Origin of the sequence: Brevibacterium antiquum, assembly GCF_016107655.1 — a bacterium.
Classification (GTDB): domain Bacteria; phylum Actinomycetota; class Actinomycetes; order Actinomycetales; family Brevibacteriaceae; genus Brevibacterium; species Brevibacterium antiquum.
The window spans coordinates 94278-109632 of sequence record NZ_JABASX010000006.1 but is presented as its reverse complement, the minus strand read 5'-3'; the positions used below and the strand labels follow the sequence as shown (position 1 = coordinate 109632).

Below are 15355 nucleotides of genomic sequence, written 5' to 3'. Positions count from 1 at the left end.
GATCGCCGAGGTGGTTCGGCAGTGAGAAGGAGACCGCAATGAGCAACGTCGAAGCCCAACCGGACCAAGTGGTCTGCCGGGCAGGCGGCCTGCCCGGACCACAATGCGATGTGCAGGGCCGAGCCCCGGTCGAGATCATCACGGCCAGGGACGTCCCCCTCGGCGGGCCCCGGGCGATGACCGTGCGCCGGACTCTGCCGCAGCGGCAACGGTCGCTCATCGGCCCGTGGTGTTTCGTCGACCACTACGGTCCCGACGACGTGGGGCTTTCGGGCGGCATGGACGTCGCCCCTCACCCGCATACGGGTCTGCAGACCGTGAGCTGGCTCTTCGACGGTGCCATCGAGCACATCGACTCCGGTGGGCACACCGGGCTCGTGCTGCCCGGGGAGGTCAACCTCATGACTGCCGGCCGCGGCATCTGCCACTCCGAGGTCTCGACGGAGTCCACCTCGACCCTCCACGGTGTGCAGCTGTGGCTGGCCCTGCCCGAGAGCTCCCGCCATCAGGAAGCACGCGAATTCGAGCACTTCGCGCCCGAGGCCACTCGTTTCGACGGAGGCGAATTCCTCGTCTTCCTCGGTGAGCTGTGGGGTTCGTCCTCACCGGTGAGCACCCATTCGCCGCTCCTCGGCGCGGAGATCCGCCTGGACCCCGGCGCGAGCATCGACCTGCCCATCGATGAGACCTTCGAACACGGCGTCCTCGTCGACTCCGGTGACATCGCCGTCGAGAACGTTCCGCTGCCGGTCAATGCCATCGGCTACACCGGGGTCGGAATCACAGAGATGCGGATCAGCAACAGCGGAGAGTCCACGGCACGGATCGTCCTCCTCGGCGGGGAACCCTTCCCCGAGCAGATCGTCATGTGGTGGAACTTCGTGGGCCGCACCCACGAGGAGATCAGCCGGTTCCGGCAGGAATGGCAGGACGAGGGTGAACGGTTCGGCGAGGTCGAGGGCTATGTCGGCCAGGGCGGGCCAGGATCCAACGCCGAGGGTCTCGGAAGGCTTCCCGCGCCGAGGCTGCCCGACGTCGTCATCAAAGCCCGAAAGAACCCGCCTCCACATGTCCAAGGCGGACCCGAGACCACAGCGAAGAAGGAGACAGAACAATGAGCGAAGCACTCAAGGATTCGACCGGCGCAGACGTGCATGTGGACCTCGACGAACAGGGTCAGTCCTACGTCATCACCGTTGAGGACGGAAAGGTCGCGGGGCACGCCTACTTCCTGCCCGGACCGGAGACCGAGCGGATCTTCTACCACACGGTCGTCGACGAGGCCTTCGGCGGACGTGGACTCTCCAAGGTCCTCGTCGCCCAAGCGTTGGCTGACAGCCGAGAGAAAGGCGTGACGGTCGTGCCGGTCTGCCTCCTGTTCGTCAAGAAGCTCAATGAGACCGGCGACGACTACGTGGCCGAAGGCGGTCGTTTCCGCAAGGCCACCGGAGCAGACATCGACCTCGTCAAACGGGAGGCCTGAACGGTGGCAGGAGTCAACGTCAATCGTCCCTACATCGACAAGGCCCACCCCGAGGTCTACAAATCCATGGTCCAGGCCGCGGCCGCCTCGCGGAAGGCCGCGCGGGCCACAGGCCTGAGCGATGGACTCCTCGAACTGGTCAACGTGCGGGTCTCCCAAATCAACGGATGCCGCACGTGCTTGAGCATCCACGCCCCGGCCGCCAGGCAGGCCGGCGTCGACGAGATCAAACTCGACGTGCTTCCGACGTGGCGTGAGGCAGAGATCTTCGACGATCAGGAGAAGGCCGCACTGCTTCTGGCTGAGACGCTGACCATCATCGACAAAGCCGCTGATCGTGATGCGATCGCCACCGAGGCTGGTGAGTTTCTCTCCGCGGAGCAGATCTCAGCGGTCGAATGGACCGTGATCCTCATCAACTCGTTCAACCGCATCTCGATCGCCAGTAACCACCCGGTCGCCCACCCCCGGAAGGCGGAGGTCTGAGCGCATGAACGCAACAGATGGTCCGCGGGTCGATTTCCGCTCCGACACCGTGACCAAACCCAGCGCGGGAATGCGCAAGGCCATGGCCGACGCCGAGGTGGGCGACGCAGTCTATGACGAAGACCCGACGACCAACCGGTTGGAGTCGATGACCGCCGAAATCCTCGGGAAGGAATCGGGACTGTTCTTCCCGTCGGCAACTCAGGCCAACCTCGCCGGGATCATGGCCCACTGCGGACGCGGTGATGAGTACATCGTCGGTCAGACCGCGCACGCCTACCGCGACGAGGGCGGGGGAGCAGCAGTTCTGGGATCGATCCAGCCCCAACCCTTGCCCAACGAACCCGAGGGCATCATCGATCTCGACGCGATCACCTCGGCGATCAAGCCCGATGATTTTCACAATCCGATCACCCGGCTGCTGACGGTGGAGAACACCTTCAACGGTCGTCCTCTGCCCGAGGGCTACGTGAAGGAGGCGACCGAATTGGCGCGCAGCCGTGGTCTGGCCACTCATCTCGATGGGGCACGGATCATGAATGCTGCTGTGGCCACCGGCCGCGAAGCCTGGGAACTGACGGGTCGATTCGACTCGATCTCACTGTGTCTGTCCAAGGGCCTCGGCGCCCCAGTGGGTGCGCTGCTGGTCGGGACCAAGGAGCTGGTGGGTCGGGCCAAGCGCATCCGCAAGACGCTCGGCGGGGGCATGCGCCAGACCGGTGTCCTCGCCGCCGCAGGCATCTACGCACTTGAGAACAACGTCCAGCGTCTGCGTGAGGACCACGACCGTGCGACCCGCCTGGCAGAGGTTTTCGCAGACTTCCCGGAGCTCGGCGCCGGTGAAGCACGGACCAACATGGTCTTTCTGTCCCCGGACGGTGTCGACATGTCCGCGTTCGCCAGGTTCTTCGCCGAACGCGGCATCATCACCGGCGGCGCACACGGCAAACTGCGCTGGGTCACCCACCTCGACATCGACGACGAGGCGATCGAGAACGTCCGTCGAGCGTGCAAAGAGTTCTTCGGACGGTAGGTTCGTCGGATCAGCTCAGCTCAACTCAGTTCAGCTCAGTTCAACTCAGCTCTTGCGCGGACCCGCGTAGATGCGGCGGCTGACCACGATGGATACGGTGAGCACGAGGCCGACGGCGCACGTGATCGCGAACAGCAGCGTCCATTGATTCTTGTCGCCGAGTCCACCGCCGAACGCGGCACCGACTGCGCTTCCGGCGAAGAGGGTGCCTGCGAAGAATGAGACGACGGTCCCGCGGGCCTGCGGCAGAACACCGGTCGCCCAGGTCTGCAGGGATGAGTGCTGGAAGGACCAGGTCGCGCCGAGCAGGAGTGCGGCGATGATGACCGTGGTGATCGACAGGTGCGCGGCGAGGAGTCCGAAGGCGAGCACCGTCGCGCTGCCGCCGATTGCGATGAGCCGCGGCATTGACAGACGAGAACTGAGGGCCTTGACCATGCGACTGGTGATGATGACGCCGACACCGTAGGCGGCGGTGGCCAGGCCGGCGATCGCCGCGCCGGTGCCTTGGGACTGCAGGGCCGGGGCGAGCAGGGTGAGGACCCCGAGGACCACGGCGCCTTCGATGAAGGCCAGGCCGATGACGATGAGCACCCACCGGTGGGTGATCGCGGCACGGATGGTGGCAACGACGCTACCCTGCTGCTCCCGGGGCGGTTCAGGCAGTCGGCGCAGACCGAAGGCGCATCCGACGGCGAGGACGGCCGGGATGGCGAAGACCACTCGCCAGTCGATGAAATGTGCGAGGACCCCGGCCAACGCTGTGGCACTCGCGGTTCCGAGGGCGATGGCGGCCATGAGATCGGTGAGTGCGGGCTGACGATTCGCCTCGTCGACGGTGTCGCCGACATAGGTCATCGAGGTCGGGACGATGGCTCCGTAGAACGCACCGGACAGAGCGCGAGCGATGACGAGGATGCTCAGCGTCGGGGCGAAGGTCGCTGCCACGCCTGTGAGGGCCGCGGCGAGGAGTGTCCACTTCATCAGGCGAACCCGCCCGAGCTTGTCGGAGAGGATCCCCCATACGGGTTGGCTGACGCCGTAGGCCAGGAAGTAGGCGCTGGCGATCGTCAGCGCTTCGGCAAGGGTCGCGCCGAGGTCGTGGGCCACGAGAACGATGAGCGGACTGATCGCGAAACGGTCGAAGCTGGAGACGAATGCGGCCAGCGAAATCGACAGCGGGGGACGCGTCGGGCCTGGTTGGACGGCTGCATCACTCACGATCGACTACTGTACTCCGCGTGGTTACGGCCCAGATCCACTGTCCGGGAAGTGTCAGTTGATGATCTCGGCGCTGTCATCGGCGAGCAGGGCAGCCAGTTTATCCCTCCATGACTGGAGCTCATCTGGACTCAGCCGCTTCCACCCGGTGACTTCGCGCAGCACCCTCAGCGGAGCCGTGCTGCGATAGGACCGTGTGGGGTTGCCGGGGAACTTCTTGTCCGTGACGTTCGGGTCGTCCTCGTAGCCCCCGGTCGGTTCGACCTCGTAGACATGAGGGTGCCCGTCGAGGGCTGCGACCTCGGCCGCTAGCCCGGCACCGTCCGTCATGGCGGTGAAGTAAATGTGGTTCATGACCACCTCGGGCCGGTAGTTCGAATTGAATCCCGGAGTCAGCAGGTCGCCTGGCTGCAGAGCAGCCCCTGTCCCATGGAAGAACGGGCCTTCGTCGAGTGCTTCAGACATGTGACGAATATACGTGTGGAACCTGCACATGAGGCTCAGATCGGAAAGCTACACTGACAATGCGGACGGTCCTTCCTGTCCGCTCAGATCCGTTGTCGGTGAAGCAACCTTCCTCTGAGATCCCTGCCCGAGTGTTGAGACCTTGGGGTGGGGCCGGCCTCGATGGGCCATACTCGCTGGGACAGCTGACGCTCTCTCAGCCGTTGACGATGATGCCCTCAGAAGGAGCTGTGCCCACCGATGTCCGCCGAAACGACCCAGACGACGCAAGGAAGCGCCACCTCGGCGCCGGGATCATTGGCCGGGAGACTGCGGCTGATCGGACCTGGCATCGTCCTTGCCCTGGCCAGCGTCGGAGCCTCGGACATGATCACGACGATGAACTCCGGAGCCGAGTACGGGCTGGCGCTGATCTGGGTCTTCACCGTCGGTATCATCCTCAAGTTCGTCCTCTCCGAGGCGGTCTCCCGCCTGCAGATGAGCGGCGACCGATCGTTGCAATCGCACCTGACGAGTTTCGGCGGGAGACTGTTCCCCGCCTTGTTCCTCATCGCCGAGCTGCTCGTCGGTCTCTTCTTCGGTGCGGGCGTCATCGCGGTGACCACGAACATCCTGCAGGCGCTGTTCCCGATTCTGCCGTTCTGGCCCACGGCTGTCGTCGTCCTGCTCTCCGCCGCGATCCTTGTGGGCATCGGCCGCTACGGGCTGGTCGAGAAGGCGATGATCGGCTTCGGCATCATCATGTTCTTCGGCATCATCGCCCTCGCGATCTCCGTGTTCCAAGGCCAGGATGCTCAGGGCGTTGCCGTCCAGACCATCGCTCCGACCTTCCCGAATGGATCGATCATCACCGTGATGTCCCTCATCGGCGGGGTCGGCGGAGCAACGGGAATCCTTGCCTACTCCTACTGGATCCGCGAGAAGTCCTGGCGCAGTGCGGACTGGAAACCAGTGGTGCGCATCGATCTGCTCATCAGCTACAGCCTCGTCTTCGTCTTCGCTGTCGCCATGAGCGCCGTGGGCGCCTTCATCCTCTATGGCCAGGGCTTCACGATCTCCGACAACGACTCGCTGTTCGCCATTGCCGACAGTCTGGTCTCGCGCATCGGCGAACCAGGTCGCATCGTCTTCCTCATCAGCTTCCTCGCCGTCGTCTACACGAGCGTGCTCGGCGGGTTCTCCGGCATCGCCTACGTCACCGCCGACTGCATTCGAGTGCTGCGACGGTACCCGCATCAGGTCGAGTCCGAGTTCGACATGTCGGCCAAGTCCATCGAGTTCCGCGGGGCTATCGTCTACCTCAGCATCGCGACACTGGTGATCATGGGGCTGGGCAAACCGGTGACCCTCGTCCTCGTCTACGCCGCGATCAGCGCATTCATCCTCCCGGTGCTCGCGATCGCGCTCCTCGTCATCCTCAATCGAATCTCGGTGCCGACAGCACTGCGGAACAAGGGGCTGTCCAACGTACTGCTCACGGTCTGCTTCCTGCTGTTCGGATTCCTAGCCGTGCTGCAGGTACGGGAGTCGTTGATGGGGCTGCTGGGGTAGAACGCCCCTGTCGCCTTGAAGTGCGCAACGAGGAGGATTGCAGCGCCTGTTCGTTACTGGGTGCGATTGGGATGCTCAGCATCTGACTTGGCGAGGTAATGATCGAGCAGGCGAGCACCCAAGTGGGCTGCCTCGTCAGGATCCAGGTCCGCAAGTTGAAGCGATAGGCCGTCAATGACAGCCTGCAGGATTGCTGTCTCCGGGAAGTCAGTCTGAATGGCCTCCGGGGGAGCATCGTCAACCTTGCTGGGGGATGCTGCCTTCCTGGCTCGGAGGAGTCGCTGGTACATTTCCCCGAGTCGGGTTGAAAAGATGTGCTTGAGCTCTGTCAGCGCGGGGTTCGTGTCGGCATGGGTAGTGAAGGCGAGCCAGACCTTGAACTCGCGCTGTCGCTCTGCAGTGAGAGGGAGCAGTTCCAGCAGGATCGCCCGCGTCCACTCGTGCGTCGGCCCGGTCCGCGGCATGGCAGTGATCCGCTGCGTGAAACGGTCTGCGAGTAACTCCATGGCGTCGTGCACCATTTGAGCCCGCGTAGGGAAATAGTGCTGGATTGTTCCCCCCTTGACGCCGGCCTCGGCGGCCACGGTTCGCACGCTGACTCCCGTCATGCCATCCCGGGCAACAACGCGCCACAATGCCTCGGCCACCAGACGCTTTCCATCCCCTATTGCTTGTCCCATGGGATCATCTTACACTCGTAAGAGGCGTCCATACGAGTGTAAGAGAGCAGCGAGATGATGCACATCGCGACTGATGTAAGTACGAAGCCCGAACTGCCCGCCCAGAAACGTCTTGCAGTCTTCTGGGCGGCGACTATTGTCGCTTTGGCGTTGCATAATGCTGAGGAATGGCTGCTGGGTCTGACGGGGTGGATAGCTGCACACCCCTGGCTGCCGGGACGGTCGCTTCACGGAGATCAGGAGCAGTTCGGTCTCGCGCTCGTGATCGTCACTGCGGCGGTTCTCACGGTCGCCGTGATCGCGGTGTCGACCCGGGCGAAATGGAGCGTCGAGGCGTTGGTGTGCGTTGCCTACGCCCTGATCGCCAACGCTGCTGGCCACCTCGCCATCAGTGTGGCGTCATGGAGCCTGATGCCCGGGGCGCTCAGCGGCATTCTCATATTGCTTCCGCTGGGCGTGATCATTGTGCGAACGCTGCCGCCCGTGCGGTGGACGATGTCCATAACCGTGATGACGGTGATCGCTGCCGTGGCGATTGTGATTGGAGCACTCCTTGTCGCTGCAGTCCTTGCACCAATCATCTCTGCGCTCTGATGACCTCTTCGAGAACCTCCCGGCCTCGGACCCGGCAGCACTGGCTGTCAGAACCTCAGGCTCACTCCCTCCCGGAGCTGATCCAGCTCGGGTTGTCCACGATATTGCGAGTGCCCTCGACCAGTGACCGAATCGAATCGAGCTGTGTCATGTCATCGGCGTCGAGAGACACCTCCACGGCACCGAGGTTCTCAAGTGCACGTTCGGGTTTGCGCGATCCCGGGATCGGAACCGCGGAGACACCCATCCGGTCAGCGCGCTGGAGCAGCCAAGCCAACGCCACCTGAGCGTTGGTGGCGTTGTGGCGGCGGGCCACCTCGGCGACGATATCGACGATCTTCTGGTTGGCATCCCAGGCCTCGCCCATGCGGGAGGTGCCACCGCGGAAGTCACCGGCGACCTGCTCCTTGGTCAGCGTGCCGGTGAGGAAGCCCCGGCCCAGGGGGCTGTAGGGCACGAAGCCGACCCCGAGCTCGGCGCAGGCCGGCACGACACGATCCTCGACGTCGCGTGACCACAGGCTCCACTCCGATTGGAGTGCGGCGATCGGGTGGACAGCGTGCGCTCGCCGCAGCTCTTCGGAGGTGACTTCTGAGAGGCCGATGTGGCGGATCTTGCCGGCCTCGACCAGCTCGGCCATGGCACCGACGGTGTCCTCGATAGGAACATCCGGATCCGGGCGATGGTGGTAGTAGAGATCGATCGTCTCCACGCCGAGGCGGGTCAACGAAGCATCGCAGGCTGAGCGAACGTATTCCGGGCGTCCATCGGTGCGTTTGGCCGAAGCGTCCGTCCCGTCTCGTCCGGCGGTGATGCCGAATTTCGTTGCCAGCTGCACCTCGTCGCGACGTTTGGCCAGAAATGGTGCGAGCATCTCCTCGTTGGTGCCTGCAGGCCCGGTGGTGCCCTCGCGGGGTTCGCCGTAGACATCTGACGTGTCGAGGAAGGTGATGCCGGCATCGACTGCGGTGTTCAATGTGTCCCGTGCTGCGTCATCGGTGGTGCCGCCGTAGACGTGGGACAAAGCCATGCAGCCGAAGCCGATGGGGGAGACGCTGAGGTCGCCGAGGTGGGTGGTGGTCATGATGGATCTCCTTCTTGGTGGTGGGAGCTCGGTGAGGTATCTGCCGGTGCGCGGTCGTCATCGGGAACCCCGCCGTATTTGGCGATTTTGTAGTCAGTTGTGAGGAGGGCCAGTTCCAGCTCGTGAAGTTGGGAGACGATGCGCTCGCGCTGGCCGAGCATGATCTGCAGACGCTGCCCGGTCGTCGCCTCTCAGACGCGGACCAGATCGACATATCGACGGAGTTCGCTGATACCCATCCCGGAGGTCCGCATGCGAACGAGGAAGTCGAGGCGAGCGATCATAGATTCTGTGTCCCGAGTGGCTCCGAGGCACCTCGAGGAGCCCAGCGCGTTCATAGTAGCGGGCGGTGTGTGCGTTGATGCCGAGGAGTGCACAGACCTCGGAGATCGAGAGCTCCACATCGTCATCGACCGAAAGCGCTCGCTGGAGACTTTCGGGGCGTTGAAGGTTTGTGGTGTGCCGTGTCATGGAAGCCAACCTACGACTGTGAGTGCACTCTAAGTCAAGGGGTGGAATGAAACTGATTGTGAACGCAAGGCCGCAGTGCCTGAGTGTTGCCGATTTTCCTTGATTGTCGTCGCTCGCAGCAGACATACTTGATCCTGTGCCCACAGTGCAGAAGCCTCTCCGTGCCGTCGTCTTTCTCGGGCTGAGTGTCGATGGCCGCATCGCGCGACCGGACGGGGACCTGGAGTGGCTGACCAGCCGTGGCGCAGCCGCCGGAGATGCGGGTTTCACACCGTTCGTTGAGTCGGTTGACGCGGTGGTGATGGGCCGGAAGACCTACGAGGCCATCGCTTCCATCCAAGAGTGGCCCTACCTCGATCGCCCGATCCATGTGATCAGTACGACCCTTGCCGCAGACGCCGACCCACGCATCATTGTGCACCGATCGCCCGAGGCGGCCATTGACGCACTGCAACGGGACAGTCGCCGCCGCGTCTACGTCGACGGTGGGGCGACCGTCCGGTGGTTCCTTGCTGCCAAACTTGTCGACGAGCTGACGCTCTCTCAAGTGCCTGTGCTCATCGGCGATGGGCCATCACTGTTCGGCTCGCTTGGCGGAGATGTGGACCTCGAGCACGTGCGGACCACAGTCCTCGATGGCGGGATGGTTCAGACGATCTACCGCGTCGTGGACGGGCCAACTCCTCAGGCGTTCGACTAGGACGGTATGATCGGGGCGTTTCTCCTCTGACGGGGTGAGGCTCGAGAGGTGCCGCGCGGAGCTAAGAGCGAGGGTTCTTCCACCGCCCGTGCCGTCGTTCGAACGCAAATCTCTCCGCCCTCAGATGCCTGACTCGATCCACGACTTCTGGGGCATAGCTATAGGCCGCATCTGTATCAACAAGCCCCTCAAGCACGATGGTGTACTCATCTGGTGGCAGCTCGATGCGTCGGCATAGCGCGTCGCGAGCAGCTGACGTGTGCTCTGCCTTCTCCAGGTCGAGGATCATGCGGTCATGCGCTGAGAGTTCATTCACGGTTCCGGGGACCATACGGGCCAGTGTTGCACATTGACTGAGAGGCCGACGCGACTGGGCCGTAGGGAGATCCCAGGTGAACATCGGAGTCCCAGCGTGCATGTCGAACAGGGCCACCGACGAATCGGCAGAGCTCCACCCATTGGTTGATGCCCAATGGGTAGATCGGCTGTCCCTTCGGATGGTTCGCTGAGCAAGCCTCCGACGCGGACGAGCGATCCAGACTCAAGGATCGCCGAGTTGGTGAACCCTAGAATCCGGCACTGCGACTGCTGGCATCGTCTGCCGCGAGCAGATAGCTGAGCACGTCGGTGACCGTGACCACCGCATGGCCGAAGCTCAGACCGACCGCGGCTCAGGCCGATCAGGCCGTGCGAGCAAGCGATTTGCAACTAAAGTATGCATCTTCGCAGTGCGCCCTTTTGGGTCTGGAAGCAAGGTTCCCGATCTCCATAGCATCAATGCATGACCTTTGAAACTGATGAAACCAAAACCGAAACCATGCCACGACCACGCACTTCACCGCCTGCAGGAAAGCTCATAGGCCTGGTGAAGCAGCGACCATTGCTCAGCTTCTTCATTCTGGTGAACGCACTGAGCTGGCTTGCCTGGACCCCTTATATCCTCTCGCAGAACGGGCTTGGACTGTGGGACTTCAGCTTTCCCGAGCTTCTCGGAACCAGCCAGCTTCTCGGCGTTCTGCCTGGCGCCTACCTGGGTCCGATCGGCTCGGCCTTCCTGCTGACGGCACTTGTCGACGGACGACCGGGGCTGAAGGCGTGGGTAAGGCGATTGCTGCGATGGAAAGCGGCGCCCAGGTGGTATCTCATCGCCTTGCTGGCCGTCCCCGCCGGAATGGTCCTCACCGGGGCCATGTTCGTCGGAACAGACATTGCCACGCCCTCGATGACTGCGCTCATCGCCTATGTCCCGATGCTGCTCATCCAATTCGTCACGACGGGTCTTGCCGAAGAACCTGGATGGCGTGATTACGCCCTGCCTCGCCTGCAGCGCATGCACTCTCCGATGAAGTCGGCGTTCATCCTCGGCCCGATCTGGGCAGTATGGCACCTGCCGCTGTTCCTGACGGAATGGGGCGGATATCCAGACTCCTCCTGGACGCGTCTGCTCGCCTTCATGGTCTTCTGCATTGCCTTCAACATCGTCATGTCCTGGGTGTTCAACCGCACCGGAGAAAGCCTCCCGCTGTCCATGCTGATGCACGTGAGTGTGAACAACTTCGCCACCGTCATGTGGGCCGAGGTCTTTCCCACCCTGGATGGCGAGGGTGACGTGATTTGGATCGCCATGGCACTGGGCTCCGTTGTGGCCGCGACCCTGATCGTCATTGCGACTCGGGGAAGGCTGGGGCACCCGGCGGTCGCGAGCGAATCGCTGCGGAATGTCTCATGAGAACGGTCCTGGTCATGGTCTCGAGACCTTCACGTATGATCGGAACATGGTGCCAGTGAAGCTTCCGCGATGGAGATCGGCACTGATCATCGCCTTCTCGACCGCGGTCGTCTCCCTCGCCCTTCTGGCTCTCACAGCCTCGCTCTTCTCTCATGATCCGTCGTTGCACGACGAGCCCATGTCGGACGCAGACTGGATTGCCACGGGAGCGACTCTCGTAGTGCAGGCGCTTGCACTTGTCCTCAGGGTCCGCTGGCCCGTTGCATCAATGCTCCTCATCGCTGTTCTGCCGTTGGGCTTGGCATCTGTGCAGCCGAGCTCGGCTTTTACTCTCACAGTCCTGCCGATCATCGTCAGTGTGTTCCTCACCGGCCTCAGCAATACGGTGTCGCGGTTGAGCATATGGGCGCTCCTCACCGCGGTGATCGTCGCCTCGGGGCAGTGGGTCAACAGCCTCGGCGCTGGCGAGGAGAACATGATCGCGTCGGCCTTTGGCGCATTGGGTCAGGCTGCGATCGTCGTTCTTCTGCCGCTCATGCCGGCGGTGTTCATTGCCTCCCAGCGAGCGTTGTCTGCGGCTCAGCGAGAGACCGTCAATGCCCTCACTCGCGAGCGGGATGCTCAGATCGGAGAGGCCCTGGCTCGTGAACGATCGACAATGGCACGCGAGTTGCATGACATCGCCGCACACCACCTGTCCGGCATCTCACTGATGGCCGGAGCCATCGCACGTCAGATCGCTACCGATCCCGAGGTTGCACGCGACGGTGCACTGCAGATTCGGGAACAGAGTCGAGCGATCCTCGACGACCTGCGCCGGCTCGTCGGGCTCTTGCGTGACGATGACGACCAAGGTCTCAAAACTTTGGCCACCATCGCCGACCTCGTCACCGCAGTTCGGTCGAGTGGCGCCGAGGTTGAACTGCAGATCCAGGCCGGAGAAGGAACGGACCCCGGCCGAAGGGTGGGACCGTTGGCCCAGCTCGCTGGATACAGAATGGTCCAGGAGTCTTTGACCAACGTTCTCCGCCACGCCCCCGGTTCGTCCTGCACAGTCGTGATTGACGGGGCGGACCCGGAAGCGTTGTATTTGACCGTGTGTAATACTGCGCGAGACTCCACCGGCGAAGCGCAAACGACCAGAAGCGGCGAAACACATACCAGTGGAAGCGGCCTTGGAATACTCGGCATGGTGGAACGTGCGGCACTCATCGGCGGAACCTGTGAAGCAGGGCCAGATGAGAATGGCGGATGGGTCGTGCAGATGACCATCCCACGTGACCCAGATCGAGGAATCTCATGATCCGTGTACTTCTGGCCGACGATCAGCCACTCGTACGAGGGGGACTGATCGCATTGCTGGACGCAGAACCCGATATCGAGATCATAGGCGCAGCTGCAGACGGGGGTGAGGCGCTGGAGCTCGCGCTCGAACTGCGTCCGGATGTCGCCTGCCTCGACATTCGAATGCCCGTGATGGATGGCATCGAGGTCGCCGCCCGAATCTCACCCCCACAGCTGGATCCGCCTATTCCCGTCCTCATGCTGACGACCTTCGATATCGACGACTACATGTTCCGTGCTCTTGAGACCGGTGTCTCGGGGTTCCTGCTCAAGGACTCCGACCCCGAGGAGATCCTCCGTGCGGTCCGGCATGTGGCGGGCGGTTACGGCACACTCGACCGCTCACTGACTCGGCGGGTCGTCAGCGAATACGTTCAACGTCGTCGGCTGCAGCCGGTGACTCCCTCTCGTGCTCTCTCTGTGATCACCACCCGCGAGCGTGAGATCCTCATGCTGCTTGCGCAGGGAATGACCAATAGTGAGATTGCCGAACAGTTGACCGTCGAGGTGGCGACGGTCAAATCCCACCTGGCACGAATCCTTCCCAAACTCGGAGTGCGCTCGCGCCTTCAGGCCGTGGTCTGGGCATACCAGAACCACATTGTTGAGATTGAATAGTGCATCCGAATCACTCCGGAAGGTCCTTCCGACTACGACCCAACGAAGGCCGTCGCGAAGAACGGCACGAAGGTCACCAGCGCCAGAGCAGTCAGCAGCACCAGTGCGCTCGGGATTGCGGCCTTGGCCACGCGCATGACGCTCATGCCCGACATCCCGGAGGCGACGAATAGGTTGAGTCCCAGTGGCGGCGTGATCATGCCGATCTCCAGGTTCATCACGACGATGATGCCGAAGTGGATCGGGTCGATGCCCAGCTCGATCGCGATCGGCAGGAGGATCGGGGCGAGGATGAGGATCGCCGAGGACGTCTCCATCACACAGCCCACGAACAGCAGCAGAATGTTGACGAGGATGAGGAACTGCCACGGCTGCAGGTCCCAGTTGGTGATCGTCTCCGAGACCGATCCTGGAATCCGCTCGCTGGCGAGCACGAACGTGAAGAGGATGCCGTTGGCGATGATGAACATGACCATCGCCGAGGTCTTCACCGATGACAGCGTGACCTCCCAGAGCTGCGAGATCTTGATCTCGCGGTAGATGACCAGGGAGACCACCAGGGAGTAGGCGACGGCGACGGCCGCGGCCTCGGTGGGGGTGAACCAGCCTGAGTAGATTCCGCCCAACACCAGGAACGGCAGTGCCAGGGCCAGGATCGCGTCGCGGAAAGCCTTGAGCTTGTCCGCGTTCGAGAGTTTGAAGCCGGCTCCGGCGTGACCATAGCCCTTCCTCCACGCCACGAACACGGCCATGCCCAGCAGCATGACGCCGGCGAGTACACCCGGCAGAATGCCGGCGAGGAACAGGTCACCGATATTCTGCTCGGTGGCGATGCCGAAGACGATGAGCGGAATCGACGGCGGGATGAGGATGCCCAAGGATCCCGAGGTGGCCACGAGTCCCGTGGAGAACTCCTTCGGATAGCCGTTTCGCATCATGGCAGGGATCATCAGCGCACCGACGGCCACGACCGTGGCAGGAGATGAGCCGGAGACTGCGGCGAAGAACATGCAGGCCAGCACCGTGGTGATCGCCATGCCGCCGCGCAGGTGCCCGACCATGGCGGCACCGAAGTCCGTCAAGCGCCGCGAGATGCCGCCGCGGGACATGATGTTGGCCGCGAGGATGAAGAACGGGATCGCCATGAGCGGGAACGAGTTCAACGCGTTGAAGAGACGTTCCGAGACCTGGGTCATCGGAGTCAGCGTGAAGTAGTAGAAGTAGACGAGGCTGGTCAGGCCCAGGGCCACCGCGATGGGCGCCGAGGTGACGCGCAGCAGGAGGAGGACAGCAATGAGGACGAATGTTGCTTCGAGCATCAGCGATCCCCTTCCTTCGTGTCGTCGTCATCGATGGCGATGTCGTTCACGTCGATGCCGACGGCCGCGGCTTCCTCAGCGAATGCATCCTTGTCGAGTGCTTCGGGTGGAGCCTTCACCGCACGGATGAGCATCTCGGCTGCGCGGATGAAGAACAGTGTCATGCCCACAGCTAGGGAGAGTTCGACGACCCACAGCGGCAGCTTCAGTGCTGGTGTGATGGTGGTGCGGGAGAAAGGCTCGCTGATCAGAGCCCACGACAGGTAGGCGATGAACCCCGCGTAGATCAGGGTCATGAGCCCGCCCAGGACGACGAAGAACTTCTTCTTCCGTCCCTTGAGCAGCGTCGGCATGATGTCGACCGCGACGTGTTCGTTGTGTCGCAGGGTCACGACGGCGCCGAAGAACGTCGAGCAGATGATGAGGTAGATGATGGCTTCCTCTGACCAGAAGAGCACGTCACCCGTGATGTTGCGCAGGAGGACCGCGAAGACGGCTAGCACTGTCGCAGCGATGAGACTGCCGCCGGCGAGGAAATTCTCTACCCGGCAGAGATATTTGTCGAAGGTTCGCATGC

Annotated in this window: 19 protein-coding genes; 10 read left to right on the top strand and 9 right to left on the bottom strand. The window is 62.8% G+C overall.

The genetic code is table 11. The annotated features are described in order from the left end of the window. The first annotated feature begins 38 nt into the window (after positions 1–38). The 4 genes from JFC13_RS11505 to ltaE are packed head-to-tail and all read left to right on the top strand — an operon-like array spanning position 39 to position 3002. Positions 39–1118: a pirin family protein gene (locus JFC13_RS11505; protein WP_198397213.1), complete on the top strand. Its 1080-nt coding sequence runs from the start codon at positions 39–41 to the stop codon at positions 1116–1118. Next, positions 1115–1483 carry a GNAT family N-acetyltransferase gene (locus JFC13_RS11500; RefSeq protein ID WP_198397212.1) on the top strand — a complete coding sequence of 123 codons (369 nt, stop codon included), beginning with the start codon at positions 1115–1117 and terminating at the stop codon, positions 1481–1483. Before JFC13_RS11505 ends, JFC13_RS11500 begins: the two co-directional genes overlap by 4 nt. Before the next feature lie 3 nt (positions 1484–1486). After that, complete coding sequence (locus JFC13_RS11495) at positions 1487–1969, top strand: carboxymuconolactone decarboxylase family protein (protein WP_198397211.1); 483 nt, start codon at positions 1487–1489, stop codon at positions 1967–1969. A 4-nt stretch (positions 1970–1973) separates the two neighbouring features. Beyond that, positions 1974–3002, top strand: a complete 1029-nt coding sequence (gene ltaE, locus JFC13_RS11490; RefSeq protein ID WP_198397210.1) for a low-specificity L-threonine aldolase — start codon at positions 1974–1976, stop codon at positions 3000–3002. Between the two features lie 45 nt (positions 3003–3047). On the opposite strand, the gene JFC13_RS11485 is transcribed toward ltaE, so the two are convergent. Together JFC13_RS11485 and arr are read right to left on the bottom strand one after the other, a co-directional pair. Continuing rightward, positions 3048–4223: an MFS transporter gene (locus tag JFC13_RS11485; protein WP_332839393.1), complete on the bottom strand. Its 1176-nt coding sequence runs from the start codon at positions 4221–4223 to the stop codon at positions 3048–3050. Between the two features lie 54 nt (positions 4224–4277). Further along, on the bottom strand, positions 4278–4688 hold the full coding sequence (gene arr, locus JFC13_RS11480) for an NAD(+)--rifampin ADP-ribosyltransferase (RefSeq protein ID WP_198397209.1): 411 nt from the start codon (positions 4686–4688) through the stop codon (positions 4278–4280). 240 nt (positions 4689–4928) lie between these two features. On the opposite strand from arr, the gene JFC13_RS11475 reads away from it, so the two are divergent. Then, complete coding sequence (locus JFC13_RS11475; RefSeq protein ID WP_198397208.1) at positions 4929–6239, top strand: Nramp family divalent metal transporter; 1311 nt, start codon at positions 4929–4931, stop codon at positions 6237–6239. Positions 6240–6292: 53 nt separating this feature from the next. Here the strand turns inward: JFC13_RS11475 and JFC13_RS11470 are convergent, their stop codons facing one another. Further along, positions 6293–6919 carry a TetR/AcrR family transcriptional regulator gene (locus tag JFC13_RS11470; protein WP_198397207.1) on the bottom strand — a complete coding sequence of 209 codons (627 nt, stop codon included), beginning with the start codon at positions 6917–6919 and terminating at the stop codon, positions 6293–6295. 54 nt (positions 6920–6973) lie between these two features. Here JFC13_RS11470 and JFC13_RS11465 point away from each other — a divergent pair, with 54 nt between their 5' ends. After that, positions 6974–7513 (top strand): HXXEE domain-containing protein, encoded by a 540-nt coding sequence (locus JFC13_RS11465; RefSeq protein ID WP_198397206.1) that lies wholly within the window; start codon positions 6974–6976, stop codon positions 7511–7513. Positions 7514–7574: 61 nt separating this feature from the next. Here JFC13_RS11465 and JFC13_RS11460 read toward each other — a convergent pair whose 3' ends face one another. From JFC13_RS11460 to JFC13_RS20025, 3 genes are read right to left on the bottom strand one after another with little or no spacing between them, the layout of a single operon-like run. Then, positions 7575–8597: an aldo/keto reductase gene (locus tag JFC13_RS11460; protein ID WP_198397205.1), complete on the bottom strand. Its 1023-nt coding sequence runs from the start codon at positions 8595–8597 to the stop codon at positions 7575–7577. Beyond that, positions 8594–8758: a MerR family transcriptional regulator gene (locus JFC13_RS11455; protein ID WP_198397414.1), complete on the bottom strand. Its 165-nt coding sequence runs from the start codon at positions 8756–8758 to the stop codon at positions 8594–8596. The genes JFC13_RS11460 and JFC13_RS11455 overlap by 4 nt, the downstream gene beginning before the upstream one ends. Beyond that, positions 8691–9068, bottom strand: coding sequence for a MerR family DNA-binding transcriptional regulator (locus JFC13_RS20025; RefSeq protein ID WP_198397204.1), 378 nt, complete (start codon positions 9066–9068; stop codon positions 8691–8693). The genes JFC13_RS11455 and JFC13_RS20025 overlap by 68 nt, the downstream gene beginning before the upstream one ends. Positions 9069–9204: 136 nt before the next feature. Between JFC13_RS20025 and JFC13_RS11445 the strand changes: the two genes are divergently transcribed. Then, on the top strand, positions 9205–9768 hold the full coding sequence (locus JFC13_RS11445; protein ID WP_198397203.1) for a dihydrofolate reductase family protein: 564 nt from the start codon (positions 9205–9207) through the stop codon (positions 9766–9768). A gap of 61 nt (positions 9769–9829) precedes the next feature. Here JFC13_RS11445 and JFC13_RS11440 read toward each other — a convergent pair whose 3' ends face one another. Next, positions 9830–10099 carry a DUF3263 domain-containing protein gene (locus JFC13_RS11440; RefSeq protein WP_198397202.1) on the bottom strand — a complete coding sequence of 90 codons (270 nt, stop codon included), beginning with the start codon at positions 10097–10099 and terminating at the stop codon, positions 9830–9832. A gap of 450 nt (positions 10100–10549) precedes the next feature. Here JFC13_RS11440 and JFC13_RS11435 point away from each other — a divergent pair, with 450 nt between their 5' ends. Genes JFC13_RS11435 through JFC13_RS11425 form a run of 3 tightly spaced genes read left to right on the top strand, consistent with a single transcriptional unit; the run spans position 10550 to position 13459 of the window. After that, positions 10550–11497, top strand: a complete 948-nt coding sequence (locus tag JFC13_RS11435; protein WP_232488528.1) for a CPBP family intramembrane glutamic endopeptidase — start codon at positions 10550–10552, stop codon at positions 11495–11497. Positions 11498–11543: 46 nt separating this feature from the next. Continuing rightward, on the top strand, positions 11544–12800 hold the full coding sequence (locus tag JFC13_RS11430; protein ID WP_198397201.1) for a sensor histidine kinase: 1257 nt from the start codon (positions 11544–11546) through the stop codon (positions 12798–12800). Continuing rightward, on the top strand, positions 12797–13459 hold the full coding sequence (locus tag JFC13_RS11425) for a response regulator (protein WP_101570182.1): 663 nt from the start codon (positions 12797–12799) through the stop codon (positions 13457–13459). Before JFC13_RS11430 ends, JFC13_RS11425 begins: the two co-directional genes overlap by 4 nt. A gap of 32 nt (positions 13460–13491) precedes the next feature. Here JFC13_RS11425 and JFC13_RS11420 read toward each other — a convergent pair whose 3' ends face one another. After that, positions 13492–14778: a TRAP transporter large permease gene (locus JFC13_RS11420; RefSeq protein WP_198397200.1), complete on the bottom strand. Its 1287-nt coding sequence runs from the start codon at positions 14776–14778 to the stop codon at positions 13492–13494. Then, the gene (locus JFC13_RS11415) at positions 14778–15353 is read right to left on the bottom strand and encodes a TRAP transporter small permease (RefSeq protein ID WP_198397199.1); all 576 of its coding nucleotides are present in this window, start codon (positions 15351–15353) and stop codon (positions 14778–14780) included. The genes JFC13_RS11420 and JFC13_RS11415 overlap by 1 nt, the downstream gene beginning before the upstream one ends. Positions 15354–15355 lie beyond the last annotated feature (2 nt).

What these genes read in the sequence shown, in the direction of transcription:
- JFC13_RS11505 (WP_198397213.1), top strand. Translation starts at nt 39, where the DNA reads ATGAGCAACGTCGAAGCCCAACCGGACCAAGTGGTCTGCCGGGCAGGC.
- JFC13_RS11500 (WP_198397212.1), top strand. Translation starts at nt 1,115, where the DNA reads ATGAGCGAAGCACTCAAGGATTCGACCGGCGCAGACGTGCATGTGGAC.
- ltaE (WP_198397210.1), top strand. Translation starts at nt 1,974, where the DNA reads ATGAACGCAACAGATGGTCCGCGGGTCGATTTCCGCTCCGACACCGTG.
- arr (WP_198397209.1), bottom strand. Translation starts at nt 4,688, where the DNA reads ATGTCTGAAGCACTCGACGAAGGCCCGTTCTTCCATGGGACAGGGGCT.
- JFC13_RS11475 (WP_198397208.1), top strand. Translation starts at nt 4,929, where the DNA reads ATGTCCGCCGAAACGACCCAGACGACGCAAGGAAGCGCCACCTCGGCG.
- JFC13_RS11470 (WP_198397207.1), bottom strand. Translation starts at nt 6,919, where the DNA reads ATGGGACAAGCAATAGGGGATGGAAAGCGTCTGGTGGCCGAGGCATTG.
- JFC13_RS11465 (WP_198397206.1), top strand. Translation starts at nt 6,974, where the DNA reads ATGATGCACATCGCGACTGATGTAAGTACGAAGCCCGAACTGCCCGCC.
- JFC13_RS11460 (WP_198397205.1), bottom strand. Translation starts at nt 8,597, where the DNA reads ATGACCACCACCCACCTCGGCGACCTCAGCGTCTCCCCCATCGGCTTC.
- JFC13_RS11455 (WP_198397414.1), bottom strand. Translation starts at nt 8,758, where the DNA reads ATGCTCGGCCAGCGCGAGCGCATCGTCTCCCAACTTCACGAGCTGGAA.
- JFC13_RS20025 (WP_198397204.1), bottom strand. Translation starts at nt 9,068, where the DNA reads ATGACACGGCACACCACAAACCTTCAACGCCCCGAAAGTCTCCAGCGA.
- JFC13_RS11440 (WP_198397202.1), bottom strand. Translation starts at nt 10,099, where the DNA reads ATGGTCCCCGGAACCGTGAATGAACTCTCAGCGCATGACCGCATGATC.
- JFC13_RS11435 (WP_232488528.1), top strand. Translation starts at nt 10,550, where the DNA reads ATGACCTTTGAAACTGATGAAACCAAAACCGAAACCATGCCACGACCA.
- JFC13_RS11430 (WP_198397201.1), top strand. Translation starts at nt 11,544, where the DNA reads ATGGTGCCAGTGAAGCTTCCGCGATGGAGATCGGCACTGATCATCGCC.
- JFC13_RS11425 (WP_101570182.1), top strand. Translation starts at nt 12,797, where the DNA reads ATGATCCGTGTACTTCTGGCCGACGATCAGCCACTCGTACGAGGGGGA.
- JFC13_RS11420 (WP_198397200.1), bottom strand. Translation starts at nt 14,778, where the DNA reads ATGCTCGAAGCAACATTCGTCCTCATTGCTGTCCTCCTCCTGCTGCGC.
- JFC13_RS11415 (WP_198397199.1), bottom strand. Translation starts at nt 15,353, where the DNA reads ATGCGAACCTTCGACAAATATCTCTGCCGGGTAGAGAATTTCCTCGCC.